General features: G+C 68.6%; 20 protein-coding genes. All 20 read right to left on the reverse strand.

Annotated features, from left to right (window positions below):
* Window positions 1-5: 5 nt before the first annotated feature.
* The 20 genes from ACIA8C_RS12625 to ACIA8C_RS12720 all read right to left on the reverse strand — a co-directional run bounded on the left by ACIA8C_RS12625 (window position 6) and on the right by ACIA8C_RS12720 (window position 26,786).
* Window positions 6-746, reverse strand: a complete 741-nt coding sequence (locus ACIA8C_RS12625; protein ID WP_397133928.1) for a class II aldolase/adducin family protein — start codon at window positions 744-746, stop codon at window positions 6-8.
* Complete coding sequence (locus ACIA8C_RS12630; protein WP_397133930.1) at window positions 746-874, reverse strand: hypothetical protein; 129 nt, start codon at window positions 872-874, stop codon at window positions 746-748. Before ACIA8C_RS12630 ends, ACIA8C_RS12625 begins: the two co-directional genes overlap by 1 nt.
* Window positions 871-1,506, reverse strand: a complete 636-nt coding sequence (locus ACIA8C_RS12635; protein ID WP_397133932.1) for a 2-hydroxychromene-2-carboxylate isomerase — start codon at window positions 1,504-1,506, stop codon at window positions 871-873. The genes ACIA8C_RS12630 and ACIA8C_RS12635 overlap by 4 nt, the downstream gene beginning before the upstream one ends.
* Window positions 1,503-2,414: an acyl-CoA thioesterase gene (locus tag ACIA8C_RS12640; RefSeq protein ID WP_397133934.1), complete on the reverse strand. Its 912-nt coding sequence runs from the start codon at window positions 2,412-2,414 to the stop codon at window positions 1,503-1,505. Before ACIA8C_RS12640 ends, ACIA8C_RS12635 begins: the two co-directional genes overlap by 4 nt.
* Window positions 2,411-3,187, reverse strand: a complete 777-nt coding sequence (locus tag ACIA8C_RS12645; protein WP_397133936.1) for an alpha/beta fold hydrolase — start codon at window positions 3,185-3,187, stop codon at window positions 2,411-2,413. Before ACIA8C_RS12645 ends, ACIA8C_RS12640 begins: the two co-directional genes overlap by 4 nt.
* A complete protein-coding gene (locus ACIA8C_RS12650; protein WP_397133938.1) occupies window positions 3,184-4,056 on the reverse strand; it encodes a beta-ketoacyl synthase N-terminal-like domain-containing protein in 873 nt (290 codons plus the stop codon). The genes ACIA8C_RS12645 and ACIA8C_RS12650 overlap by 4 nt, the downstream gene beginning before the upstream one ends.
* Window positions 4,053-5,153: a beta-ketoacyl synthase N-terminal-like domain-containing protein gene (locus ACIA8C_RS12655; RefSeq protein ID WP_397133940.1), complete on the reverse strand. Its 1,101-nt coding sequence runs from the start codon at window positions 5,151-5,153 to the stop codon at window positions 4,053-4,055. The genes ACIA8C_RS12650 and ACIA8C_RS12655 overlap by 4 nt, the downstream gene beginning before the upstream one ends.
* Window positions 5,140-6,210 carry a beta-ketoacyl synthase N-terminal-like domain-containing protein gene (locus ACIA8C_RS12660; protein WP_397133942.1) on the reverse strand — a complete coding sequence of 357 codons (1,071 nt, stop codon included), beginning with the start codon at window positions 6,208-6,210 and terminating at the stop codon, window positions 5,140-5,142. Before ACIA8C_RS12660 ends, ACIA8C_RS12655 begins: the two co-directional genes overlap by 14 nt.
* The gene (locus ACIA8C_RS12665; protein ID WP_397133944.1) at window positions 6,198-7,430 is read right to left on the reverse strand and encodes a beta-ketoacyl-[acyl-carrier-protein] synthase family protein; all 1,233 of its coding nucleotides are present in this window, start codon (window positions 7,428-7,430) and stop codon (window positions 6,198-6,200) included. The genes ACIA8C_RS12660 and ACIA8C_RS12665 overlap by 13 nt, the downstream gene beginning before the upstream one ends.
* The gene (locus tag ACIA8C_RS12670) at window positions 7,411-7,665 is read right to left on the reverse strand and encodes an acyl carrier protein (RefSeq protein ID WP_397133946.1); all 255 of its coding nucleotides are present in this window, start codon (window positions 7,663-7,665) and stop codon (window positions 7,411-7,413) included. Before ACIA8C_RS12670 ends, ACIA8C_RS12665 begins: the two co-directional genes overlap by 20 nt.
* Window positions 7,649-8,182 carry a 3-hydroxyacyl-ACP dehydratase FabZ family protein gene (locus ACIA8C_RS12675; RefSeq protein ID WP_397133948.1) on the reverse strand — a complete coding sequence of 178 codons (534 nt, stop codon included), beginning with the start codon at window positions 8,180-8,182 and terminating at the stop codon, window positions 7,649-7,651. Before ACIA8C_RS12675 ends, ACIA8C_RS12670 begins: the two co-directional genes overlap by 17 nt.
* Window positions 8,166-8,585, reverse strand: a complete 420-nt coding sequence (locus ACIA8C_RS12680; protein ID WP_397133950.1) for a hypothetical protein — start codon at window positions 8,583-8,585, stop codon at window positions 8,166-8,168. The genes ACIA8C_RS12675 and ACIA8C_RS12680 overlap by 17 nt, the downstream gene beginning before the upstream one ends.
* The gene (gene fabG, locus ACIA8C_RS12685) at window positions 8,582-9,322 is read right to left on the reverse strand and encodes a 3-oxoacyl-[acyl-carrier-protein] reductase (RefSeq protein WP_397133952.1); all 741 of its coding nucleotides are present in this window, start codon (window positions 9,320-9,322) and stop codon (window positions 8,582-8,584) included. The genes ACIA8C_RS12680 and fabG overlap by 4 nt, the downstream gene beginning before the upstream one ends.
* 132 nt (window positions 9,323-9,454) lie before the next feature.
* Window positions 9,455-10,663 carry a CaiB/BaiF CoA transferase family protein gene (locus ACIA8C_RS12690; protein WP_397133954.1) on the reverse strand — a complete coding sequence of 403 codons (1,209 nt, stop codon included), beginning with the start codon at window positions 10,661-10,663 and terminating at the stop codon, window positions 9,455-9,457.
* Between the two features lie 6 nt (window positions 10,664-10,669).
* The gene (locus ACIA8C_RS12695) at window positions 10,670-11,839 is read right to left on the reverse strand and encodes a steroid 3-ketoacyl-CoA thiolase (RefSeq protein WP_397133956.1); all 1,170 of its coding nucleotides are present in this window, start codon (window positions 11,837-11,839) and stop codon (window positions 10,670-10,672) included.
* Window positions 11,821-12,630, reverse strand: coding sequence for a thioesterase II family protein (locus ACIA8C_RS12700; protein ID WP_397133958.1), 810 nt, complete (start codon window positions 12,628-12,630; stop codon window positions 11,821-11,823). Before ACIA8C_RS12700 ends, ACIA8C_RS12695 begins: the two co-directional genes overlap by 19 nt.
* Window positions 12,627-13,781, reverse strand: coding sequence for a Gfo/Idh/MocA family oxidoreductase (locus ACIA8C_RS12705; protein WP_397133960.1), 1,155 nt, complete (start codon window positions 13,779-13,781; stop codon window positions 12,627-12,629). Before ACIA8C_RS12705 ends, ACIA8C_RS12700 begins: the two co-directional genes overlap by 4 nt.
* Entirely contained in the window at window positions 13,778-14,851 is a 1,074-nt protein-coding gene (locus ACIA8C_RS12710) for a saccharopine dehydrogenase NADP-binding domain-containing protein (protein WP_397133962.1), read from the reverse strand. The genes ACIA8C_RS12705 and ACIA8C_RS12710 overlap by 4 nt, the downstream gene beginning before the upstream one ends.
* Window positions 14,848-20,253 (reverse strand): amino acid adenylation domain-containing protein, encoded by a 5,406-nt coding sequence (locus ACIA8C_RS12715; protein WP_397133964.1) that lies wholly within the window; start codon window positions 20,251-20,253, stop codon window positions 14,848-14,850. The genes ACIA8C_RS12710 and ACIA8C_RS12715 overlap by 4 nt, the downstream gene beginning before the upstream one ends.
* Window positions 20,250-26,786: an amino acid adenylation domain-containing protein gene (locus ACIA8C_RS12720; RefSeq protein ID WP_397133966.1), complete on the reverse strand. Its 6,537-nt coding sequence runs from the start codon at window positions 26,784-26,786 to the stop codon at window positions 20,250-20,252. Before ACIA8C_RS12720 ends, ACIA8C_RS12715 begins: the two co-directional genes overlap by 4 nt.
* Window positions 26,787-26,941 lie beyond the last annotated feature (155 nt).

The raw sequence follows: 26,941 nt of genomic DNA on the forward strand, positions 1-26,941 counted from the left end.
GTGGGTCAGTCGACGAGGTCGGGCATCTCGGCCAGGATCGATCGGAAGAGCGGCTTGAAATTCAGCCGGGCGATCCCGGGGGTTCCGATCAGTTCCCGTGCCCGGCGCGCACTTTCGGCCGGGATGGGCTCAGGTGTGCCTGCCGCCGCGGCGAGCAGTTGCACGTGGCAGCACCGGTCCATGCTGATGAACCACCATGCCGCCTCTTCCACTGAACCGCCGACAGTGAGCAGGCCGTGATTGCTCAGGATCACCGCCTTGTGGCCAGCGAGTGCGGCGGCGATCCGGCGACCCTCGTCGAGATCCAGTACCACGCCGGAGTATTCGTCGAAAACGGCATGGTCTTCGAAGAACGCACAGGCGTCCTGGGTCAACGGCGCCAACGGCCTGCGCAGCGCGGACCATGCGCGCCCGTAGGTGGAGTGCGTGTGCGCCGCGGCGACGACGTCGGGGCGGGCCGCGTGGATCTGGGAATGGATGGCATAACCTGCCGGATTCACCGTTCCGTCGCCGGACACCACAGCACCCGCGGCATCGACCAGCAGCAGCTCGCTCGCACGGACATGGCCGAAGTAGCCGCCGAACGGGTTGACCCAGAACCGATCCGGATACTCGGGGTCGCGGGCGGTGACATGGCCACCGACGCCTTCGTCGAAACCGAGCCGGGCGAACAGTCGCATGGTGGCCGCGAGCCGTTGCTTGCGGTGCGCGCGTTCCTGCTCGACCGTCCTGCGCCGGACGTCCATCAACCGCAGCCTCCCGCCGTATCGGTGTCGTAGGCGCCGATGGCCGTGCGGACCTGCTCCGGCACGTCCGCCAATGGATCCGGGTCGAGCGCCTGCTCGGCCGCCTCGTCGGTTCGTTCAGTGCTCACCGCATCGCCTTTCGTCCCAAATCCGTTGTCGCATAGGCCTCGATGAACTGATCGACACGATCGAGGCCCCAGAATCGCTGCCGCCCGAGGCGCAGATAGGGCACCCCGAAGATGTCGTCGTCGTAGGCCCGCGCGAGGCAATCGGCACCCTCGGCCCGCAGGTCCGCGGCGTGCACCGCGCCGACCAGTTCGTCACCGTCCAATCCGGTCTGCACCGCCAAGCCGCGGATCACCTCCGGATCGCAGATGTTCTCGCCCCTGATCCAGCGGGCCGTGACGACGGCACGGTAGAACGAGTGCGGGCGCCCGCGGCGGCGCGCGGCCAGCCACGCCAGGTGCGGAACCTCCCACCATGGGTCCCGATCGATGGGCCAGTGGATGGGCAGTCCGAGCCGCTCGGCCATCCGCTTGGTGTCGATCAGGACGTACAGGTGTTTGGCCTTGCTCATCGGGACGTAATGGAATTCCGCGTCCCGTGCGCGAAGATCTTCTTCGGTCCGCTGGTCCGGGTCCCAGTACGGCACGAATTCGAGCTGTTCGTATGCCCCGGGTAGCGCCCGGGCGAGCTTTTCCACCGCCATCCAGCTGTAGGGACTGCGGAAGGAGAAGTACAACCGTGCTTTGCGGTTCATCGCAGCCCCACCGGCTCGGCACCCAGCAGTGCCGCGCGGACGTCGGCGTCCAACCGCGCGGTGCGGCCTGCCTCGGCGCCGGCGGCGATCGCGTATCCGTGCAGGATGCGCGCGGTGGCGGTGGGAACCAGGTAGTCGCCCCGGCGCACCCAGCAGTCCATCCGGGCGTCGAAGAGGGTGTCCTTGACGATATCGAGCACGGTGAACGTCACATAGACGGTCTCCTCGATACCGGCGTCGCCGAGCACCCCGACCCGCACCCTCGACACGACCGGGATCCAGGACCGTTCCCGCAGCATCCGGCCGACCGAGATGCCGCGGTCGGCCAGGAAACGATCGACGACGTCCTCCAGCGCCCGGACATAACCGGAGTGCTGGACTCGACCGGAGTACTGGCAGTAGAAGTACGGCACCCGCCAACTGGTCCGAAACGAGCGCGGATACCGGGCGGCCAGTTCCGCGAACTCATCCCCGCGCGCGACGGGTATGTCGGGCAGGTCGGCGGCGGTAATCGGCGCGCTCACCAGCGGCACCAGCGCATCCGGTAGCGACCGGTCGGCCGGTGTCGCCGCCACCCGAAACTTTCCCCGCAGCACGGTGCGCCCGTCACCGGCCTGCAGGACCACCCGGAGGACACCGTCGGTGGGCGGGCCCACCAGCGCGACCACCTCGTCGTCGAGATCGAGGGTGGCGGGCAACAGCACCGAGGCGTCCGCGACAGACAACTCGATGCCGTGCTCGTGATAAAGCAGGCTCGGCCCGTACCCCTGGGCGCGGAACCATCCGAGCACGGCCTCCTCGGCGAGATACAGGAAGTGTTTGAAGCCGATCCAAGTGCGAATATTGGCGCCCTCGAACCGGGGCCGAAGTCCGGTCGATCGATACTGATCCCGACCCGGAATACTCATACCGCGCCTCCTAGCGCCTTGCCGACGAATTCGGTGATGAGTTCCGCCACGCTGGCCGGGCGGTCCACATGGCTGAAATGGTGATATTCGGGGTCGAGGAGCAGTTGCTCGGCATTCGGCAGCCGCTCGGTCAGTTCTGTCGCGCGACGACGCCCGAGGCTGGGATCGGATGGGCTGGACACCAACAGAATCGGCAGGGTGATGCGCTCCAACGGCAGCCTGCCCGATCCGACGAGCTGTTCGAACCACGCGACGAAACCGAGCGGCCCGATACGGTCGAAAGCCTTGTCCACCATGGATTCCAGGACGGCGGCCGGAACGGTCTCGAGGCGGCGGCCGAGCCGGATGCGCAGGCTGCTCGCCAGCGTCTGCCGGAAGTTCCGCTTCGCCCGCTCGAACAGGTCCCATCCGTCCGGGGCGGTGGGCGGCCAGTACGACGGTGCGAGCAGGACCGCCGCGCGGACCGAGATCTGCTGGGTGGCAAGGAGTTCCAGGATTGCGTTGGCACCGAAGGAATGGCCGACCAGCACGTCGACCGGCTCGGCACGGGTCGCGACGAGCCGGGCGAGGTGGGTGGCGGGCAGCCCGTCGCGACGCCAGCGGTGGCCGCTGCCGGTGCCCCACGGTAGATCCACCGCGGCCATTCGCCACGCCGGGTCGAGCCGTTGCGCCAGCGGACGCCAGCTGCGCCAAGAATCCTCGAGGCCGTGCACGAAGACGAGGTCGGCGACCGTCGCGCGGCGGGGCTCGACGAGCAGGTGCGTGCCGATCACCGCTCTCGCCCCCGCCGCACCGTCAGTACCCGCCGACCGTCGACGGGATCGCCGCACACCACCAGCACCGGCTCGTCCGCGCCCGCGGCAAGCAGCATCGTCGCCGCCACCGCGTAGAGCACACCGGCGGCGCCGTAGGTGTCGCCGAGCAGATCGCTCAGGACGATCGTCCGCTGCGACCGTGACCCCGGTTCCGGGTCGCCGACGATCACCGCGGCGCTGCTCGGCGGTCCGCCGAGCAGGATCGGGGCAGTCGGGTGCGGATCGGCGGGCTCCAATACGAGACAGGCTGCGCCACCGCGCAATTGGCGACTCCCGGCGCCGGAGCGCTGCGCGTTGACCGCGACGGCCACCTCGTCCGCGGGCTCCACCCCCACCACGACCACCCGCCGCGCGCGACCCGCCCGCAACAGCCGCGCCCCAAGCAGGACGGCGTCCGCGCCGCCGGTCGCTCCGGAGCAGACCATGACGTTCGGACCACCGAGACCGAACCACAGCGCGATCGTGCTGGCGACGACATTGCTCGACGCATTGGGCACGTCCAGCGGACTGACCTCGCGGTTCCCGTATCGGCGGGCGGTTCGGGCCACGGCGACGACGGTGCCGACATTGCCGAGGTTGGAGCTGACCACGACCGCGGTATCCGGATCTACCGCGCCGCGCGGGCGCTCGCCGTCGGGAAATCCGAGCGCGCGATGCGTCGCGACAAGGGCGTAGCGGGTCGCGGTTTCCTTGCCGAGCAAGCCCTTTCGCCCCAGTATTGCCCGGACGTCCGCGCTCGGCGCCGCTGCCGGGCCTGGCAGCTGGAGTACGGAGTGCAGATCCAGCCCGGGCAGGTAGTGGGCGGCAGCGGTCACGGCGACGGTCATCGGCAACGCTCCAGCAAGGTGACCGCGTTGGTCCCGCCGAAGCCGAACGCGTCGATCATCACGAGCTCGGGGGCACTCGCCACCGGTTCTTCCCGCACCAACCACAGGTCTTCGCCTTCGGGCAGGAATTCGCGCAGTCCGGTGATCGGCGGCAGCAGTCCGCGCCGGAATACCTCGAGCGCGACGACGACATTGTGCAGGGCCGCGCTGCCCGAGGTATGCCCGATCGCGCCCTTCAGTGCGATGATCGGCGGGCGATGTCCGGCGAAGACCGTGTCGAGCACCCTGGCCTCGGTCGCGTCGTTCAGGGCGGTACCGGTGCCGTGTGCGATCACCAGGTCTACCTGTCGCGGTGCGCGCCCGGCGCGGGTGAATGCATCGGCGATCGCGCGGGTGATGCCGTCGGGATCGGGGGCGGTCTCGTGGCGCGCGTCGCAGCTCATCCCGGTGCCGAGGATCCGAGCCGACGCCGGTGCGGTGCCCTCCGCCGTCAGCACCACTGCGGCAGCGCCCTCGCCGAGCAACACGCCGACGCGCTGGGCGTCGAACGGGCGTACCCGGTCATTGGGTGCTGCCATCGTCCGCCCGATCATCGCCAGCATCGACTCGGTCATCGAGTCGGCGGCCCCCACCAGCACCGCGTCCGCCTCACCCAGTTCGATCAGGTCCTGGGCCAGCGCGAGCGCGGTGCCGCCCGCACTGCAGGCATTGGATACGGTGAGTACCTGTGTGATCGATGGAGCGGCCGCGCGCACGGCGGCCGCGAAATGCAGTCGCTCGGTACTGAATTCGTCACCATCCAAGACCCAGCGCTCGACCGCGGGCAGTTCCCGCAGGCCGGTGCCGATCACGGCGACCATGCGGCGGTCCGGTTCAGGTCGATATGCGGCGAGGACCTCGCGCACGCAGGCGGCCAGCAGATCCGCGGCCCGGCAGCCGCTGGCCGGGCCGTCGGTGATCGGATAGCCGTACCGGACGGCAAGATGGCCGAACCGGCTCGGGGACAGTGGCACCGCGCCGCAGCGGCCGCGCAGCATGGCGTCGAAGGTGGCCGCCGCGTCACCGAGGCAGGTGCGCGCGGCGCTAGCCGTCACCATGACCGACATCGGTACCCCCGCGCAGTAGTACGGCGCCGACATCTCCGTCGGCCGTTCCCGCGATGAGCAGCGCGCATTCCGACCCGGCCGACCGCGGGCCGCCGCCACGGACCCAGCGCAGCATCATCGCGGCGAGCTGGAACGCGCCGGTAGCGGCCTGCGCGTTGCCGATCCGGTCGGTCACGTCCAGCCATTCGTAGTGATCCGGTCCGAGCACGTCGTCCACGGCCGCGCGGTACGCGGGGTCATCGCCGACCGCCGCAACGACCGCGACGGATTCGGTTGGCTGTCCGGCATCGGCCAGCACCGCCCGGATACATTCGGCAATACCGAAATCACCTGTGTCCGAGATGAATCCGGTGCGCACAGCCAACACCTCCGCGAGCCGGCGGGCACCGGGGCGCGGCGGGGCGTCGGCGCGCTCGACGACGAAGATCACCGCACCTTCCCCGGCAGCGGAGCACGCGGCGTGCGTTGCGGCCAACCAGGCCGCCTGCTCGGTGAACTCCTCGGTCGCCCCGGCCAGCAGCAGGTCGGCTCGGCCGCGGTGCAGAATCGTCATGGCGTACTGCAGCACCTGGACGATGGCGATGGGTCCACCCGCGATGGTCGAGTTGGTTCCCTTGATCCCGAATCTGATCGCGGCCTGCCCCGCCGCGCTGTTCATGATGGTGTTCGGAAACAGCATCGGGTTGACGAGGTACGGGCGCTCCTGGACCAGCGTTTCGGCGCTGTAGTTCATCGTCGACTCGAGGCTGCCAAGGGTGGTACCGAGCACGATGCCGGTGCGGGGCCGACTCGTGTCGTCGAGCCGCACCGCGCCGTCGTCGAGCGCGGCCCCGACGGCGACCATGCTGAGCGCGGCGTAGCGGTCCAGGGCGCTGGTTCCCTTGCGGCCGAGCAACTTCCGGACATCGAACGCGCCGAACCAGTGTGCAGGCGGCACCTGTCCCGCCGAATCCGGGGGGCGCGGCTCGGCCAGTGCCGTCTGGAACAGCTCCGGGCCGAGCCCGGCCGGTGACACCATCCCCCACCCGGTGATCGCTAGTGCGGGCATGGCGGGGCTCCGAAAATGGTGATGGCATTGTTTCCGCCGAAGGCGTAGCCGTTGTTCTGGGCAATGCGCACCTCGGCGGCGCGGGCCGCATTCGGCACCGGATCGATCGGTTGCAGGGCTGGATCGATGCAGGCGAGATTGATGGTCGGGGGCAGGAAGCCGCGGCAGATGGCCAGCACACAGGCCACCGCGCCGAATCCGCTGGCCGCCCCCATCGTGTGCCCGATCATCGACTTGATAGAGCTGATCGGCGGCACCCGCGATCCGAAGACCTCGTGCACCGCCCGCACCTCGGCCAGGTCGTTGGCCGGAGTGCCGGTGCCGTGCGCGCAGATGTAGTCGACCTCGCCCGGCTCGATCCCGGCGTCGCGATGAGCCAGCCGCATACAGTCGGCCATGCTCAGCGCATCCGGCGCCACCGGATGCTTGGCATCGCAGTTGAGGCCGTACCCGCGCAACTCGGCATAGACGCGGGCGTCGCGCCGCCGCGCGTGCTCGAGCGTCTCGAGCACCAGGCACACCCCGCCCTCGGCGGTGAGAATGCCGTCGCGGTCCCGGTCGAACGGACGGCAGGTCCGCTCGGTCAGTGCGCCGAGTCGATAGAAGCCCGCGTGCGCCCATCGGCACACGGCGTCTGCGCCACCGGCGATCATCACGTCGGCGCCGCCGGCGACCAACCGGTCGAAGGCGTATCCGATGGCGTAGTTGCTCGCCGAACACGCGGTGCCGATCGTCACCGATTCGCCATGGATGCCGAGTTCGGTGTTCACCGCGCTTGACAGTCTGTTCGCCGGGATCTGCCTGCCGATATCCCGACTCATTGTGGCGATACCGCCGGCCACCGCCTGCGCGGTCAGCTGCTCCACCGACTGGGACTCACCGCTGGTGGTACCGATGACCGCACCCGCGCGGATGTCGCCAAGCGCGTCGAGCGGCAGTCCCGCGTCGTCGGCAGCCAATCTCGCCGCGGCCCCGGCCAGCAGGCTCGCGCGGCCCCAACCCGCGCCAAGCCGCCGCAGCAGGCTTTCCGGACGGAACTCGTGCACCTCGCCGGCATGTACGTAGGGGAACCCGGTGGTGTCGAAGCTGCGGATGGCCGAGACGCCGGATCGCCCCGCGGCGAGCGCGTCGGCAAAGGCGGACACCCCGATTCCGATGCTCGACACCGGGCCAAGGCCGGTAACGACAACCCTGGTGGGTTCAGTCTGTCCACTGGGCATAATTGGCAACTACCGCGTAGACCGACTTGAGGTTCGTCATTTCTGGCAGTTCACTTTGCGGGATCTCCACTTTGAATACCTTCTCGATGCGCGCCAATATCTCGATCGCGCGCAATGAATCCGCGTCGTATTCCTCGACGAAATCTCCGTCGTCGGTCAGCTCGTAGGGCTCGATCTCGAGCACCTCGGCGGTGATCTCGCGCAGTTTCTCGAGCCGTTCATTGGTTACGGCCATCGTTTCCTCTCCCTTCAGACGATTGCGTCACCGTGTCCGGGCCCTGTTCGGCTCGTCCGGTCAACGCGGATTCCGGGCGAACGACGGCCAGCAGGGATCCGACGGTCGCGATCCGACGCTCGCCCACCCACATGTCGCCGCCCGCGTACGCTGCGCCGTCCAGACGCTGCACGATGTGGACGACGTGACGGACCGTGTCGCCGGGAAATACGTCCGCCACGAACGTGATATCCCGCGCGGCGGCGAATACCGGCAGCTCAGCCGTCGGTATGGAATCGTGTCGGCCCAGCCAGGCCAGCGCGGCCGCCTGGCCGAACGATTCGATGAGTAATGCCTCCGGGTAGGCGAAATCAGCAGGCGCGGCATCGTCGGGGAGATTGCGGTAACACGGTTCCGCGGCGGTCACGGCCTTCTCGGCGACGAGGACTCCCGCGGGTTCCTCGCCGATCACCCGGTCGACCAGCAGCATCGGGAAACGCTGCGGCAGGATGCGCCGGAGTTCATCGTGCTCGAGCATCCGAAGCCTCCCGCATGACGAATCGGGCCCGCACCTGAGCCGCCGCGACATCGTCGCGCCGCCTGCCACGGGCGGACACCAGATAATCCCCGTCCACCTGTCGCACGGTGAGCTCCAGTGACAATTCGTCGCCGTCGAGCAGCGGGGCGGAGAACCGCGCAGACTCCAATTCCGCCAACCGCAGTAGCCTGCCCTGCGGCACGGCCGACCGCACGGCCAGCCGAACGCATTCGATGATGAACACACCCGGAAATATGGGAAACCCCGGGTAGTGACCCTCTAGATAAACGCCGGCCGACCGCACCGGCACCCGCAGGCCGATATGCAGGCACTCGTCATCGAGCTTTTCCGATAATTCGGCGATCGCCGACAGCGGGCTACAGCAGTCGACCGTGACGTTCATATCGACATGCCCCCGTCCACTGCCAGCACCTGGCCGGTGATGTAGGACGATCGCTCGGACAGCAGAAATTCGACCACATCCGCAACATCCTCCGCTCGCCCGAAGCGGTCGAGCGGTATATTCGACCGCGCTGTGTTCCGTTGTTTGTCGGTCAGGGCATCGGTCATGTCCGTCTCGATGAATCCGGGCGCAACGACGTTGACTCGGATTCCGTACCGGGCGACCTCTTTGGCGAGCGATTTGCTCATTCCGATCAGTCCGGCCTTCGTCGCCGCGTAATTCGTCTGGCCTACCGTGCCGCGCAAACCGGCTATCGACGAAATAGTGACCACCGATCCGCCCCGCCGTTTCAGGAATCGAAAGATCACGGATTTGCTGACCGCCCACGTGCCGCCGAGATTCGTATCCACCACGTCCTGCCAGTCCGTTCTGGACATCAGGGCCAGTGGACTGTCCCTGACCAGGCCGGCGTTGTTGACCAGCGCCGTCAGTGGCCCTAGGTCCGCTTCCGCGGCGCGGACGAACTCGTCGACCGCGTGCTCGTCACGAATATCGCACGGCGCGAAATAGCACGATATGCCGAGTTCACGAATCGCTGCCTCGGCCGCTTCGGCACTGTCACCGGATTTCGTGAAGCAGCCCGCTACGCGATATCCGGATCGGGCCAACCGCAAGGTGATCGCGCGCCCGATTCCACGGGAGGCGCCGGTGACCAGCACAACGGGAGCGTATGACATTCCCTCCCCTTTACCTGCAGCCAGCATCGAATGAGCAGAAAGACACCGACGAGATCGAAATTCGGCGTGTTACATCAAATGTATCGGAGCGTTCCGACCGACGTCAACGACTCGAACACACCACTTCGGATGCTATTCGATTTCGGAATCGCCGGTACCCTCACTAATTCCCAGTTCGGCCAGTACCGCGTCGGTGTCCGCGCCTGGATCCGGTGCCGATGTGCGTACCCGGGTCGGCGTGCGCGAGAATTTCACCGCGGGTCCCGTCAACGGCGCACTCGTTCCATTCCGCAATTCGGTCACCTGTAACATATCCCGCGCCAGTACGTGGGCATCGCAGGCCGCCTCGGCATAGGTACGCACGGGCGCCACGGTAATGCCGCACCCGGACAACGTCCGCACGACCTGCGCGACGGGCAGATCCCGGCACCACCGCGCGACTATCCGGTTCACCGCGGCCCGATTACGACGCCGCTGCTCATTGGTGGCGAAATCGGCGTCATCCGCCAGTTCCGCCCTGCCGATAGCGGCGGTGAGCGCACGCCAGTGCTTGTCCATGGCCACTACCAGGTAGATGCTGCCGTCGGCACAGTTGAAGGTGTTGGCAGGCACCACGATGTCGACCTCGCTGCCCCAGCGGCGCAGCGGTGCGCCACACGCCCCGAGGGTCAGCAAGCCCGAGCTGCTGAACAGCACGGAATCCAGCATCGACACATCGACGTGCTGTCCCTCGCCGGTCTGATCCCGATGCCGCAATGCCGCGAGCGCGCCGATCACCGCGTGCAGACCGGCGAGATCGTCGGCGAGAAAGGTGGGGGCGCGGGCAGGCTGGCCGTCCTCGTCGCCGTTCAGCGACATCCAGCCACTCGCCGCGAGGGTCACCGGGTCGTAGCCAGGACGGTCGGCATCCGGACCGAACTGGCCCCACCCCGAGACCGAGACCACGACGATGTCCGGCTTGACCGCGCGACAGTCCGGATAGCCAACGCCCCAGTCGTTCAGGGTGCCCGGCCGATAGTTCTCCACGACCATATCCACGGTCGCGACGAGCCGTAGGAACACTGATCTGCCCTGTTCGGTTCGCAGATCCAGACCGATGCTGCGCTTGTTCCGGTGCACCGTTTCGCGGAACCAGGAACGCCCGGTTCCCGGAATCGTCGGCGGCATCTGCCCTTCCCGGTTGCCCGGCATTTCCACCCTGATGACCGTCGCGCCGAGATCGGCCAGGACACAGGAGGCCAGCGGCCCCGACCAGACCTTGGTGACATCGAGCACCCGAACTCCGTGCAGCGGTCCCGCCAGATCGTGACGGGCGTCCTGGTAGAACTGTGAACTGTCCATGGGCGGTCAGATCCGCTCCAGGATCGACGCCGTGCCCTGGGAACCCCCGCAGCACATCGTGATCAGCGCCAGCTCGGTATCTGTGCGCTCCAACTCGTGCAGGGCGGTCACCAGCAGCCGGGCGCCGCTCGCACCCATCGGATGCCCGAGCGCGATAGCGCCACCGTTGACGTTGAGACGGTCGAAATCTGCGGTAAAAGTACGCGCCCAGGCCAGGACGACAGCCGCGAACGCCTCGTTGACCTCGTAGCGGTCGAGATCGCCGAGGGCCATCCCGGCCCGGCGCAGTATCCGCTCGGTGGCGGTGATGGGTCCGTCGAGCAGATAGTACGGATCGGCCCCGACGACCAGCTGATGCCGGAGCCGGGCGCGGGGCCGCAGACCGAGCTCCGCGGCCTTACGTTCGGACATCCACAACAGCGCGGCGGCACCGTCTGAGACCTGAGAACTGTTGCCCGCGGTGTGGATTCCGCCCTCCTGGACCGGAGTCAGGGCGGCCAATCCTTCGGCGTTCGTGTTCCGGATCCCCTGATCCCGGTCGATCGTGCGGGACTGCCCGGTCGGCTCACCGTGCTCGTCCAGCTCCGGCATCTCGATGGCGGCGATCTCCGCGCCGAATCTGCCTGCGGCGACGGCCGCGGCGGCCCGCCGCTGCGAGCGCTGTCCGTAGTCGTCGGCCTCGGCGCGGGTGATCCCGTGCCGCCGCGCGACCCGCTCGGCACCGCCGAACTGGGCGTCCGGCGGATCGTCCCAGACATAAGCACGCGTCTTGTAGTGGCCGGGGCCACGAGTGAGGTTGGCGCCGACCGGAACCCGGCTCATCGACTCGACGCCACAGGCGATGCCGATATCGATCGCGTCGGCGGCGATCAGCCCGGCGACGAGGTGATTGGCCTGCTGCGCCGAACCGCAGGACACGTCGACGGTGGTCGCCGCGACGTGGTAGTCGGCACCGGAGTTGAGCCAGGCATTACGCGTGACATTGAGGCTCTGCTCGCCGATCTGGGTCACACACCCCCCGATTATCTGATCGACCATCGCGGGATCCAGTCCGGCCCGGGCGATCACCGCCAACTGCACGTGCCGCAGCAGCTCGACCGCTTTCAGCGCGGACAGCCAGCCACCGCGCTTTCCGATCGGTGTGCGCACCGCTTCGATCAGCACCGGTTTCCCCATCCGACTACTCCTTCCTCGCGCGGCTGATCACCGAGTTCGGTGCTCAACCGGTCGACCAGGGCGGCGACGACCTCATCGGGCCGATGCCACAGGTAGAAATGTGCGCCTGCGAATACCCGCACCCGGAAATCCGCCCGCGTGAATCGACGCCAGATCGCGGCCTCGGCCGCGCTGACCTCGGGGTCGACGCTGCCAAGCCACGCCTCGAGGGCGCCCGTCAGCGGTGCGGGTGGACCGGGCCGATAGGTTTCGATCAGCCGGTAGTCGGCGCGCAGCGCGGCGATCGTCCGCCGGCGCAGCGCGGGGCTGTTCAGCACCTCGTCGGCGGCACCGCCCAGCCTGCGCAGGTCCTGCCAGAGCAGGTCGTCGTCGAGATGACGGGTGCCCGGCCGCGGTCGGCTTGGCGCGGGCCGGCCGGACACGATCGTGCAGCGCATGACGAGGCCGAACTCCTGCTCCAATCGATGCGCCACCTCGAAGGCGACGGCACCGCCGAGACTGTGCCCGAACAGCGCCAGCGGCCGGTCCGCGATCGAGTGCAGCACCCGGCCGAGATAGCCGACCATCTCGGCCATATCGTCGATGCACGTTTCATCGATGCGGTCCTGCCGCCCCGGGTATTGCACGGCGACAAGGTCGATCGATGGGGGCAGCCGGGCGGCTATCGGCCGATAGAAGGAGGCGCCGGCACCGCCCGGAGGCAAACAGACCAATCGAACGCGGGCCGCCGAGCGCTTCCGGTACCGGCGCAGCCACGCCCTGGGTGACGGATCGACTGGCGTCGCGCTCATCCGGTTCCTTCGCGCGTGCCCGCGGCGGCCACGACGGCCAGTTCCGCAGGAGTGAGCAGGTTGGGCGCGGTCATCTGCAAGAGCTCGGGCGGACCGAGCCGGGCGGTAATGTCCTGCCACATCCGGCACAGCGTCAGGTGATATTGCCCTTCGCGCAGGGGATCCTCGCCGGCTGCCGCCGCACGCCGCAGGTCCCCGAGCGCCCGCGAGATGCCACGCGGCCACGCCGTGCCGAAAAGGGTCTGGTAGCCAGGCACCGTGGCCGGACCGAACACGGCCGAACTCGGCGGCTCGTCCGTCACCGGCTCGATGCGGTCGAAATGTGGCTGGTCGGCCGCGGTGACGGTGCGGGGAAACTCCGGCCGGGGGCTCCACACCACCGGACCGTGCGTCGCGGCGAGCATGAGCTGGCCCGCGTCGCTGCCCACGGTTACCTGATGCATCACATGGGCGTGGTTGTCGGGGTCGGCGGGGTCGAGCTGATTTTGGATTCGCAGCGTCAGCGGGACCCCTGCGAACGTTCCGAGCAGACAGCGAAACGGAGGTGCCGGATCGGTGCCCTTCGACATCCCGGGCGCGGGGTCGGCGAAACCCCATGGCTGCAATCGGCCGGTGGTGCGCCCGAGAATATCCAGCAGCGAATACGCCATCTGGAACCCGCAGGCCGCGTCGAGGTAGTCGATCTTGCGGGTGCGCAGCAATTCCCTTGCCATGCAGAGGAATCGGCGCACCGGATCGAGGTGCACGTAAAACGAGTTGAGCCGGTACACCACGCCATGTCGGCGCGCGCAGCGCAGGCATTCGGCGAGCTCGTCGTGGTGCAACGGATGTTCCTGCAGCACGTGCAGCCCCTGCGCCATCAACGTCTTCGCCACCTCGACGCCCTGACCGCCGAGCAGACCACCGCGCACCACGACGCACGCCAGTTCAACACCCGCAGGCATCCGCGCCGGATCGGTGACCAGCGGCACTCCGTAGAACTCGGCGCATGCCCGGGCCCGCGCGCTGCCCTGGGCGAGCAGACCGGCGAGTTCGAATTCGTTCGAGCGGGCCAGTGCCTGCAGATAGACCTGACCGAATCGGGCGCCACACACCACCACTCGCACGCGGCTGCGCTCGTGCACGACCGCACCTCGCTGACGCTCGTTCACAGCGTCTCCTCCACGTATTCCGGCTCCCGCACCGAACCGGTCACCAAGTCGAACAGCGTCACCGATGGCAGTCTCGGCAAGGCCGCCATGACGGTGGCCGGATCGAGCGCCTCGGCGGCATGCCACACGCCCGGGGGGACCTCGCAGCCGAGCACAGCGGCAACCGCCAGCGCCGCCAGCGCGCCCGTGAGCGCGCTGGCTCCGGTGCCACCCAGCACCAGGGTCCGAGTAGCGGCTCGGGTCAGTTCGAAGACGAGCAGTTGATACGACCGCCGGCCGAACAGATCCAGCTCGGCGGCACGACGCAAGCGTGACACCCCATCCGGGCCCGAGGTCGGCCGGGCGAGCACGGTCGTCACCTGTTCGCCTGCGAAGGCGGAGAACCAGTCGACCTCGTCGAGCCCCAGGTCCGCGGCCAATCGCTCCGTCTCGGTACTGAGGTACGGCAACGCGGTCACCGGTTCCGGAAAGTACGGCGGAGTCGCGCGGTGCGGCGCGGCCGCCGGTACTCGATGACCATGCCGCCAGACGGTGCGGGCGTGCCCGAATTCCGTGCCCGCCAACAGGAAATCCGCCGCGGCGGCGGGGCTGAACCGATCCAGCCCGCCGATATGGGCGACCAGCCGGCCCCCTGCCGCGGGGCCGAGGTAGCGAGGCAACAATCCCGTCAGTCCCGGCATCATCCCGGCCGACAGCAGCGCCCGGCGACCCGGCGGTAGCGCGTCGGCGAGGCGGGCCGACAACACGTCGTCACCTGCGGGGTCGACGTAGTCGGCGCCCGCCGCCAATGCGGCGCGGCCGACGATGTCACCGATAGTGGCTGCCGGGCCTGCGCAATTCAGCACGACCGAGCATTCGCCGCAGAAGCGGCCGAGGGCATCGGGATCCAGCACGTCGACGGCCGCGGCCTCGCCGGATCCGGCCAGTTCCCGCTCGATCAGCCGCCGGACCCGCGGTAGGTCCCGGCCACTCAGCCGAATCTGCCCGATCCCGAGGGTGCGCAGGTGCCGAACCGCCTCGGTGCCGACCGCACCGCAGGCGCCGATCACCCCGACTGCGCTGGTCGTCATGACCGTCCGTCCACCAGGAGTCGCACGACCGCGTCGGTCGCGTTGCCGCGCAGGCAGGCCGCGTGCCCGCACGGCACCTGCTCGAGCCGGACATCGCCCAGGCAGCGTCCGGCCCAGAAGTCCAGGGACCACTCGCCGCCCGACGGCCACTCGGCGGCGGGCACGACCAGGTCGATGTCGCCCGCATACAGCGACGGAGGGTATTCCGCGAGCACACGCTGCAGTCTCCGGAAGTACTCGAGACTGTCGTCGGCGCCGCTGACCCGCGCGAGATCGGCCCGACGTTGTCGCGGCGAGCGCGCACCGAACCCGGCCGGGTCGGCGGCGGCGAGGCTGCCGTCGGCCCCGACCAGCTCGCGCACCGCCCGCGGCTCGGGCAGGCCGATCTGCCCCGGGTCGGCACCCACCTCGAGGGTGTAGAGGTACTCCAGCAGCAGTTCGTCCTCGACCGGCGCCGGTAACTGATACCCGGCGACCAGGACCAGCCGGTCAACCGCACCACCGGCTTCGAGGAAGGCCTTGGCGGTCTCGACGGCGAGCAGACTGCCGAGACCGTAGCCGACGATGCGCACCGGCCCGTCGGACACCTCGGCAACGGCCGCGGCATAGTCGGCGGCCACCTGCCCCAGCTCACCGATCGGTCCGGGGCGTAGTCCCTGCAGATTCCCTATCGCGTCGGCGCGAGCCACCAGGCCACCACACAGCGCGCCGGTACCACTGGGGAACAGGAAGGTAGCCGGCCCGGCGGAGCCGTCGGCACTCAGTGACACCAGTTCGACGCCGCCCGTGGTGCCCGGCGGCTCGACGGCCTCGGCCCGCGTGTCGGCGGCGACGACGGACAGATACTCCGCTACCGCGGCCACGGTCGGTTGTTCCAGCAATCGACGCAGCAGCTCGTCGAAGAACACGTCGGCCGCGATGGCGACCTCGGTGCGGATCCGACCGGCGATCTGCGCCGCGACCAGAGAGTCGCCACCCAGCCGGAACAGGTTGGCCGTGCGACCGACCTCGGGGATGCCGAGCGATTCGGCCCACATCGCCGCGAGCTGCCGTTCGAGCTCCCCGTCTGCGGGTGTGGCGACCGAGTCGGTGTTGTCGACCGGCCGATTCGAGGACAGCCATGCCAGCAGGGTGGCGCGGTCGATCTTCCCGTTGGCACTCAGTGGGAGCGCGTCGACCACCTGGATCACCGGTGGCACCATGTAATCGGGCAACTTGCCGAGCAGATCCTGACGCAGCTCGCCGGGATCGACCGCCGCTCGATCGTTCTTGAACTGGGCCGCGAAGACACAGATGCCGAGCTCGCGCAGGATCGTCGGTACGTCGGCAATGTCGCGTTCGTCCGGCCGGTTCTGGTCAGGCAGGCAGTACACGGTGTCAGAGCCCGCCGCGCCCAGCGCGGCGGACCAGGCGTCCGCATCGAGGAACACCCGGTCGGAGGTCGTGGCGTCGCCGGGGCGCACCAGCAGTTCCAGCGACGTCATGATCTGATAGTGGTCGCGGGTCATCTCGCTGAACAGCAACCAGCCGGACGGTCGCAGCAGTTCCCGGATCCGGTCGAGCACGCGCCCGCGATCCCGGACGGCGTGCAGTACGTCGCCTGCGACGATCATGTCGAAGGTGTTGGGCGTGAAACCCTGTGGCCGGTAGTCGTCGTCGAGGTCGTATTTGGCGAAGTGCAGACCCGCCCGGTCGGCGAATCGCTGCTTGCCCATGGTCAGGAAGAACGGTGACAGGTCGGTGTAATGCAGCTCGACACCGCCGCGGAAGTCGTCCAGCGCGTCGAGAATCGCCGCCGTGGTGCCGCCGGCGCCCGCCCCGATCTCCAGTACCCGGAGCGGCCCGCTACCGAGGTCTCGCTCGGCAATTGCCCGCAGCACCCGGGCCACTGTCGCGTTAGCCCAGCGATTGAAGGCGGTTTCCTCGTAGAGCCTCCTGGTGAGGTCTGCGCTCCCCTCCGGAAAGAGCAGCGCCAGCGGATCCGCCGCTCCCGCGAGCAGTTGGGGTAGCTTGTCCGCGCTGGCCTGGAAGTAGTCCAGTACCTCCGCGTCGTCGGGCCCGGCCAGCTCACGGGCCCGCTGCCACTGCGCACCAAGCCCGCCATCCGGCTCGGCCAGCGCGGCTGCCGCCCACTCGGGTGCGGTGCCGGCCGTTCGATACCTCCCGACCGGTTCTTCGAGCAGCATTCGTTCCGCAGCCAGCGCCTGCAACCAGCGACGAATCAATCGCTCGTGCCGGGCCGCGATCCCACCGATGCGCAGTACCTCCGCGACGGTGTGCCGGTCGGACGCCGCGGTGAACAGTCCGCACTCCCGCAGGGCGTGCATCATGGTCAGCAATGCTCCGTGATCGAGCTGGCCGGTGTACTCGCGATAACGGCCGAGGTCCCGCCCGGCGAACACGTCGACGCCCATCCTCAGCGACACCAGCGCCAGCTCCTTCGCCAGATCCGAGTGCCGCTGCGGCCGATCGATACGGGCCGGTTCGACGAACGCCGTCAGGTGTCGCGCCCCATGCCGCTCACTGGCGACAACGACGGCACCGCCCAATAAATCCTGTTCCAGCAGTATCGTTTCCACCTCGCCCAGCTCGATCCGGTGACCGCGGATCTTCACCTGCTGGTCTTCCCGTCCCAGAAATTCGATGTCACCGCTCGGCAGGTAGCGACCGAGGTCACCGGTGCGGTAGAGCCGCAGGCCGGTGCGCGGATGGTGCAGGAACCGCTCGGCGGTCCGCAGCTCGTCACCGACGTAGCCCTCGGCCAGGCCGACACCGCCGATGTAGAGCTCGCCGACCGTCCAATCCGGGCAGTCACGCAGCTCGGTGTCGAGCACATGGAACGTCTGGTTCGGCAGCGGAGTGCCGTACGGAATGCTGCGCCAGTCCGGGCTCACCCGGTCGATCGGGTAATAGATGGACCAGATGGCGGCCTCCGTCGCCCCGCCCATCCCGATCAGCCGCAGCTGCGGCAGCAGCGCGCGCATCTGGTCGGGCAACGTGACCGGTATCCAGTCCCCGGAGAGCAGCGCCAGCCGCAGTGTCGGCAGTGGGCGCGGCATACCGGCCAGATAGTCGTGCAGCATGTGCAGCTGCGCCGGCACCGAATTCCATACGGTGACCCCATGATCGGCTACCAGCTCCGCCCAGTGCGACGGATCGGTCCTGCGTTCCGTGGCGGGCACGACCATCGCGCCCCCGACGGCGAGTGGGCCGAAGATGTCGTACACCGACAGGTCGAAGCCGAGCTGGGACAGCGCGAGAACCCGGTCGGCGGAGCCGATTCCGGCCATGTCGTTGATCGCCTGCACGGTGTTCAGCACGCTGCGGTGGCTCATCCGCACGCCCTTCGGCACACCGGTGGACCCCGAGGTGAAGATCGTGTAGGCGGGCGCCTCCGGCGACACCGCGACCGCGACGATCGACTCGCCGGGCTCGATCCGGTCGATGTCGAGTATGCGAACGCCCGCGGGCCAGTCGGTGTCGCGCCGCATCTCGTCGGTCAGCACGACACGCACTCCCGCGGTATCGAGGATCATGTCGCGCCGAGGCTGCGGTTGCCCGACATCGATGGGCACATAGGCGGCGCCGGCCAGCAGCACGGCCAGTACCGCGACGACCTGATCCTGTCTGCGCGCCAACATGATTGCGACCGAGTCGCTCCGGCGGACCCCCTCGGCGATCAACCGCGAGGCCACCGCGTTCGCCCGGGCGAGCAACTCGCCGTAGCGAAGCTCGCCGTCGGCGGCGTACACGGCAACCCGGTCGGGTGTGGCCACCGCGGCGTCGACCACGCGGTCGTGCAACAGACCCGTCGGCACCGGACGCGCCGTGTCGTTCACGGCCGCTCGGCGCTCGCGCTGGGCAGGTGGCAGCGATACCGGTACCCGCTCGTCACCCAGCGCGGGGTCGGCGGGCAGCCCGCGCAGCAGCGCGACGTAGGCGTCGAACATATCGTCGACCACGGACTCCGGAAGTACGCCGTCCCGCACATCCCAGTTGGTGGCCAAGCCACCGTCGCGCTCCAGGTTCTGGCAGTCGATCCACACCTGGGGTGTCTGACTGATGCCATATCCGAGCACGCCGTGATCGTCGGGCAGGTCCATATCGGGAGTAGCTATCGCGCCGAGCCCGATGGCACTGGTGAACACCACCGGAAACAGCGCCGCGTCGGCTCCGGCGCGCCGGCCGATCTCGCGCAGCACGGTGATGCCGCTACAGCCGCGATGATCGAGGTCCTGCCACAGCTGCTGGTGTAGCCGCCGTACCCGATCCCGCAACGGGACGGCGGGACCGGTATCGATGGCCAGCAGTTCCACCGCGGTGAAATCCCCGACGACCTGATCCACCTGGGGATGTAGCGGCGGCCGGTCGAGCAGCGTGACGTCGAGGGTGAAACGCGGGCGCCGGCTCCACCGTCCGATGGTTTCCGCGAAGGCGCCGAGCACCAGCGTATTCACGCTGACCTGCCACCGTCGCGCCAACGCGCACAACGCATCCCACTCCCACGGCCCGAGGTGCGCTTGCTTGCGCCGGAAGCGCACCGCACCGTCGCCGAGCGCCCGATCACCGAAAACTGGCAGCTCCGGAGCTGGAGGCAGCTCATCGATGCGCGCCAACCAATAGGAGTGATCTCGCTCCTGCGCTGCCCGGCGGCGGGCCTGCCGCTGAGCGAGCAAACAGTCGCGGAACGAGATCTCGAGCTCCGGCAGTCCCTGCTGTGGCTCGGCGTAGAGCCTGCGCATCTCGCGCAGCAGGATTTGGATGCTCACGAAATCGGCGATCAGGAAATCGATCGACAGATGCAGGACCGCGCTCTCCTCGGTCCGGGTGATCTGGACGTCGAAGAACGGCCAGCCGTCCGGCTGGTACAACCGATGGTCGAGTTCGGCCCGCACCGCGGCCAGCGCCCGCGCGGCGGCTTCGGGCCCCTGCCCGCGCACGTCGCGCACGCCGACCTCGAACGGTGGAGTTCGTTCGAGCACCTGTTGCGAACCGTCGGCATGCACGATCGCGCGCAGCATGTCGTGCCGTTCGATCAGGGTGCGCCATACCGCGGTCATCCGCTGCGGGTCGAGATCGGGGAAGGTCAGCTCGCCGTAACCGTGACAGCCGATCCCGCCATACGCGAACGAGCGCTGCCGACCGAGCAGGTAAGCGGCTTGGACCTCGGTGAGCGGGAACGGTTCGAACCGGTTCGCCCGGTCGGCCACCAGCCGGGGCACCGAGCCGTCCCGGACATGGGCGAGGACCGCCTCGCGATGGTCGCGCAACAAGGCCCGCCGCTGCTCGTTCATGACGCCCTTTGGCGCCCGGAAGCGCAGCTTGCCGTCCTCCTCCCACAGCCGAGCCCCCAGGCTCTCCAGCTCGCTGACCAGATCCTCGACGTCCTGTGGCAGCGTCACAGCGTCCCCTCCTCGTCTTCGTCTCGACCGTCGGCCAGTGCCGCTTCGACCAGCGCCGCCAGCTCAGCCACGGTCGGTGCGTCGAATACCTCCCGCAGGGAAACCTCGGTGCCCCACCGCCGGCGGATCTCGGCCACCAGGCGGGTCGCCAGCAGGCTGTTGCCACCCAGCGCGAAAAAGTTCTGCCCGCGACCGATGCGGGCGAGCCCGAGCAACTCCACCCACAGCCCGCCGATCGACCGCTCGATACCGTCCGCCGGTGGAGCCGAGGCGCCGTCGTCCGCGCCGCTACCGTTCAGCTGCCGCCCGAGCGCCCGCCGGTCCACCTTGCCGTTCGACGTCAGCGGCAGGGCGGGCAGGCATTCGATCCGGGCAGGCACCATGTAGTGCGGCAAGGTGTGCCGTAGGGCCGCGACCAGTCGCGCCGGATCCGGTGCCGGACCAGGTCGTGGCACCACCGCCGCAGCCAGCGATCGGCCTGCTCCGGCGCCGGCCACGAGGGCGACTGCCGCCGCCACCCCGGGTTCGGCGAGCAGCGCCGCCTCGATCTCGCCGAGCTCGATGCGATGACCGCGCAGCTTGACCTGGAAATCGGTTCTGCCGAGGAACTCCAACGTCCCGTCCGGCCGGTACCGGCCGGTGTCGCCGGTGCGGTACCAGCGTTCGCCCGCCACGGTGACGAACCGGTCGGCGGTGAGTTCCGGCGCTCTGTGATAACCCAAGGCCACCCCCGCACCACCGATCCACAGCTCACCGGCCACCCAGTCGGGGCAGTCCCGCCCGCGGCCGTCCACCACCCGATAGCGCTGGTTGGTGAGCGGGAAGCCGTACGGGACCGCGTGCGAGCACGGCGCACCGGCTCCAACTTCGAAGGCGTTCGACCAGATCGCCGCCTCGGTCGCGCCGCCGAGTGCGACGAACCGGCAGTCCGGGGACTGCGCGTGCACCCGCTCGGCGAGGTCCGGCAGCACCCAATCACCGGACACCAGAACCAGTCTGAGCTCGTCCGGCACACCGGCGGTGATCAGCAGCATGTCGAGCAGGGCGGGCACCGAATTCCAGATCGTCACCTGCCGATCCACCGCCAGCCGGTGCCACACCCGTGCCTCCCGGCGATCCCGTTCGGCGGGCAGCACCACCGCGCCGCCCACCGATAGCAGACCGAACAGGTCGTAGACCGAGAGGTCGAAATCCAGCGCGGACACCGCGAGTACCCGGTCGGCGGCCGAGACACCGAACCGTTCGTTGATGGCATCGATCGTGTTGCAGGCCGCGCGATGCGTGATCTCCACGCCCTTCGGTTCTCCGGTCGAGCCCGAGGTGTAGATCACGTAGGCGGTCGCGTCCGGGGCGACCACCAGCGGCCGCGATCGCGGCGCACCGGCGGTAGCCACCGGCAGCGCCCGCACCGCGTCACCGAATTCGCGGTCCGCGCTGTCGGTCAGCACCGTCCGGACGCCGGCTCCACCGAAGATCCGGCAGCTACGCTCCGCAGGCTGGTCGGTGCCGACCGGCACGTAAGCACAGCCGGCCGCCAGCACCCCGAACACCGCGGCCACCTGATCGACACCGCGATCCAGGCATATCCCCACGACCTCGCCTACCAGCACGCCATGGGCGTCCAGCAGCCCCGCGATCCGTAGCGCCCGCTCCGCGAGCTCGCCACGGCTCACTTCGAACTGCTCGCCGAGCAGCGCAGGCCGCGACGGCTCCCGCTGCGCCAGGGCGAAGAAGTCGGCGTGCAGGGTTCGCTCGCGGATCGGCGCCTCGGTGGCATTGACCGCTGCCCGCACCGCGTGCTGCTGAGCCGGGAGCAGATCCGGCAACGGCTTGGCCCAATCCGTCTCCGCCAACTGGCTCAGCAGTCGCAGGTAGGCCGCGAACATGGCGTCGAGCACTCCGTCGCAGAACAACTCATCGGCCGCATCCCAGTTGACGACAAGCTCACCCCCGCGGATCATGACCTGGTTGTCGAGCCAGACCTGCGGCGTCTGCGAAACTCCCCAGATCAACTCCCCGAACGGGAACGACAACTCCACCAGTTCGTCGGATATGCCGAGCGCGCTGGTGAACACCACCGGCATCGAGGAGACGGGCAGCTGCTCGTTGCGGGCCAGCTCCCGCAGCACCTCGATCGCCGAGACGGCACTGTGGTTCATTCCCGCCCACGTGGTCTCCTGGAACCGCCGTGCGGTATCGGCCAAGGACTCCCCCGGCTGCGCTCGATGCCCGATCAGCAACAGCGAGGTGAAATCACCGAAGACCAGCTCGATGTCCGGATGCACCGGGCGACGGTTGAACAGGGTCAGCGTCAAGGTCAACTCGTCGCGCCCGCACCAGGCGGCGAGGACCTCGGCATAGGCGGTCGCGAGCACCGTCGCCGGCGTGAGCCCGTGCTCGCGCGCCTTGCGGGTGATCGAGTCCCACTGTTGCCGAGGCACCCTGGTTTCGCGTCGGCTGAACCGCGCACCGCGCACGGTAGCCGGATCGACCCGGAGCGGCAGCTGCGGCGCGGGCGGCAGCCGCTTCGCCACCTCGGACCAATAGCGTTGTGCGACCGCATGTTCCGCCTCCGACGGCACGGCGGAGAGCACGTAGTCGCGAAACGACACTCCGATCGGCGGCAGGTGCGATTCGGGATGGCGATACAGCTGGTCCAGCTCCACGAAGAACCGCACGATGCTGAGGGCGTCGAGCACGATGTAGTCGAAACTGAAGCCGAGCCGAACCCGGCCGCGCCCGTATTCGACCGCGCGCACCTCTAGCAGTGGCCAGCTGGCGAGATCGGGTATCCGGCAACCTAATTCGCTGCGCAGCTCGCGCAATTCCGCGACACCGTCGTCCCGTGCCCGGCGCACCGCGATGGCGAAGTGACCGACCTCTGACAACACCCGCTGACAGCCGTCGGTGTCGACGACCGCCCGCAACATCTCATGCCGTTCGATCAGCCGATTGAGCGCCACCGTCAACCTCGCCAGATCCACGCCGACCCCGTCGAACTCCCAATACCAGTGCGAGCCAACGCCGCCGAGGGATAATTCGGCATCACGGCCGAGCCAGTACGCCTGCTGTACCTCGGTGAGCGGGAAAGGTTCGTAGCGGCCCGGTTCGTCGGGCCGGATCGGCGCCTCGGTGTCGACCGGTGCGGCGTGCAGCGAATCGGCGAACTCGGCGAGCACCGGGTGGGTCATCAAGGTCGGGAGATCTCCGCCGTGTACCCCGGCGGCGCGCAGGCGCCGCAGCATCCGGGTCGCGATCAGACTGTCTCCGCCGAGCGCGAAGAAGCTCTGCTCGGGTTCCACCGTTGCGACATCGAGCAGCTCCGCCCAGATCCGGGCTACCTTTTGTGCCAGCGGCCCGACCGGGATCCGGTCCGGTCGTTGCGATGCCGGGTTCTCAGTGGACAGCAGGGCGCGGACGGCCGCGCGATCGACCTTGCCGTTGCGGGTCAGCGGCAAGGCCCCGGTGACGACGAGCCGAGCAGGCAACATCGCCGGTGGCAGCAGTGCTCGCAGGTGCCCGTGCAGATCCGCGGCCGAGACCGGCCGCTCTCGCACCGCGGCCACTGCCCCGAGCAGCACCGATCCGTCGACGCCTTGGCAGGTCGTAACAACGGCTGTTGCCACGGCGGGGTGCGCGCACAGAGCGGCCTCGACCTCGCCGGGTTCGATGCGGTGGCCCCGGATCTTCAGTTGCGTATCGATCCGACCGAGAAATTCCAGCGTGCCGTCCGGCAGGTAGCGAGCGAGATCGCCAGTGCGGTACCAGCGTTCACCCGCGTGCCACCGGAACTTGTCCGCAGTGCGCTGCTCGTCGCCGTAATAACCCACCGCTACCGAGGCGCCACCGATCCACAGTTCACCGGGCACTTGGTCCGGGCGGTTGCGGCCATGCGCGTCGGTGACCCGGCAGCGCTGGTTGGGCAGCGGGCGACCGTAGGGGACTGACTTCCACTGCGGCGATATCCGATCTACCTCGAAAACAGTGCTGTGTATCGCGGTTTCCGTGGTACCGCCCAGCGCCACCATCCGGGCCCGCGGAGCGCGCGACCGCAACCGCTCCCGCAGATCGAGGCGCACCCAGTCACCCCCAAGCAAGGCGAGGCGGATGTCAAGGGCCACATCGCGTTCGGCCGCTTCGCGCAGCAGCGCGTCCAGCAGCATCGGCGCGGTCTGCCAGATCGTCACCCGGTGCCGCCGGACCAGATCGAGCCAGGCGACCGGGTCGCGCCGCTGCTCCTCCGAAACACAGACGACCGCACCACCATTCGACAGCATGGCGAAGGTATCGAAGACCGACAGATCGAAGTCCGCGGCCGATAAGGCGAGTACTCGATCGTCCGGCCCGGCACCGAAGAGCGACACGATGCCATCGATGGTGTTCGTCGCAGCCCCGTGCGAGACGACGACCCCTTTCGGCTGACCGGTCGTCCCGGAGGTGAACAGCAGGTAGGCGGGTTCGTTCGGTGCGACCGGCACCGGGCCCGGCAGCGGCAGCGCCAACGCACCCTGGGCCGGCACCGATACCACCCCCGGCACCACCATGCCCGCCCCGACCACGGCCACCCGGGCACCGGCGATGGCACAGATCCGATCACGCCGCGCGGGCGGTTGGTCGGCACCGATGGGCACGTATACACCGCCACAGGCCAGCACCGCCAAGACGGCGACGCGCTGCTCCGGCCCCTGGGGAAGATGCACAATCACCCGATCACCGCGTAGCACCCCGGCGTCCACCAACACGGCCGCCAAACCGAGGGCGCGTTCGGCGAGCCCGGCGTAGCTCAGCCGGTCGTCGCGACCCGACACCAGGGCCGTATCGTCCGGGCGCCGCGCCGCGTGGTCGAAGAATCGGCCGTGCAACGAGCGACCCCCGAGCTCGACGTCGGTATCGTTCACGGCGATTCGGACCGCCTGCTGATCACCCGGCAACAGCTCGGGAACCGATTGGCGCCAGTGGGATTCGCCTTCGGCCAGCCGGTCGAGCACCCGCAGGCAAGCATCGAACATCGCATCGAGCACGCCCGCGGCGAACAAACCCTCGACCGCGTCCCAGTTCAGGAATAACCGGCCCTCTCGCTCGGTGACCTGGAAGTCCAACCAGACCTGTGGGGTCTGGGACATGGTCCAACCCGGCGCGCCGAACGCCTGCCGCACCGTCGTATCGAACAGCTCACCGAAACCGAGCGCGCTGGTGAATACCACGGGCGCGCGGGCAGGCACCCCACGCTCCCTGGTCAGATCCCGCAGCACGTCCAAGCCGGAGTAGGCCGCGTGTGCCGCGTATTCGTGCATGCGCCGCTGTAAACGCGCGGCCGCGGCCGCGAACCCGAGGTCGGTACCGGTGTCCACATCCAGGAGCAGCAGGTTGGTGAAGTCACCGACTAGTCCGGGCACCGCGGCATCAAGCGGTTCCCGGTCGTAGAGCGGAAGATTGAGCAGAAACCGCGATTGCTCCGACCATTGCCCGAGCACTTCCGCGAACGTGGTCAGCAGCACCGATGCCAGGCTCAGCTGGTGTCGGCGGGCGTTGTCCGCCAGTCGCCGCCACTGACCCGCCTCCATCCAATGGAACCGGCGTTGCACCCGTGGCCTGGTGATCTCCTCCGGAGCACGATCGAGCGGGAGCCGGGGCGGGTCAGGCAGTTCCGGAACCAATCGAGCCCAATACTCGGCATCGCGTTTCCGCTTGGCAGCACGAACGACACGAACGGCGGCCAGATAGCGCGGATAGGAGAACTCGAGCGGTGGCAAGGCCTCGTCCGGCCGGTCGTACAACCGGGCCAGTTCGGTGATCAGCAGTCGAAAGCTCTGTGCGTCGGCCACCAACATCTCGATCTGCAGATGCATCCGGCTGGTTCCGTCGGGCAGCAGCGACAGCGCGACATCGAACACCTCACCCCGCTCGACCGCCAGCCGCCGGTGCGACCAGCGGTCGCGCACCAGCAGCAACTGGCGGGCTGCCTCCTCCTCCTCGGCGGCACCGCGCAGGTCGTGCACGGTGAGTCCGGGCCAGCTCGAATGCGGCAGCACGCGCTGCTTGCCGGTCTCGTCGATCGTCGCCCGCAGCATGCCGTGCCGATCCAGCAACGCCCGCACCGCGGCCGCCAAACGCGCGGGATCCACACGGGCGCGGTCGAATTCATTGTAGAAATGGGCGCCGACGCCGCCGAGTACCTGCCCGTCGGCCCGGCCGATCCAGTACGCGTATTGCATGGGTGCCAGCGCGAATGGCGCCCACTCGTCCACCCGGTCGTATTCGACAGGGTCCGGTGCCGCGGCGCCGACCCGCTGGGACAGCAGATCCCACCATTCGGTCAGTGTGCGGAATTCGATTAATTCGTTGAATGCGACGTCTATTCCCTGTCGGCGCCACTGTCCGGCCAGTCGCATCAACCCGATGGAGTCGAGCCCCAGCCGCACGAGATCATCGGTCGCCTCGATGTCCTCGGCCGGTATATCGACCAGTTCGGCAATCTCGTGCCGGACATGATCGAAAGTCAATACTTGGTATCGGAAATCGGATTCGCCCATCGCAACTCCTATTCTGGGCGATGCAACACAACGAGTCTCCCCTGCCTCTCCGCCAGATTACCGGACCGTCCCGCCGGAGAAAACCGATGAGACAACATCATCACCGGGAATTCGGGGCAGCAGCCTAGACGGGGCACTAGCCGCCGCCGAGTTCT

Source organism: Nocardia sp. NPDC051321 (assembly GCF_044455225.1).
Taxonomy (GTDB): Bacteria; Actinomycetota; Actinomycetes; order Mycobacteriales; family Mycobacteriaceae; genus Nocardia.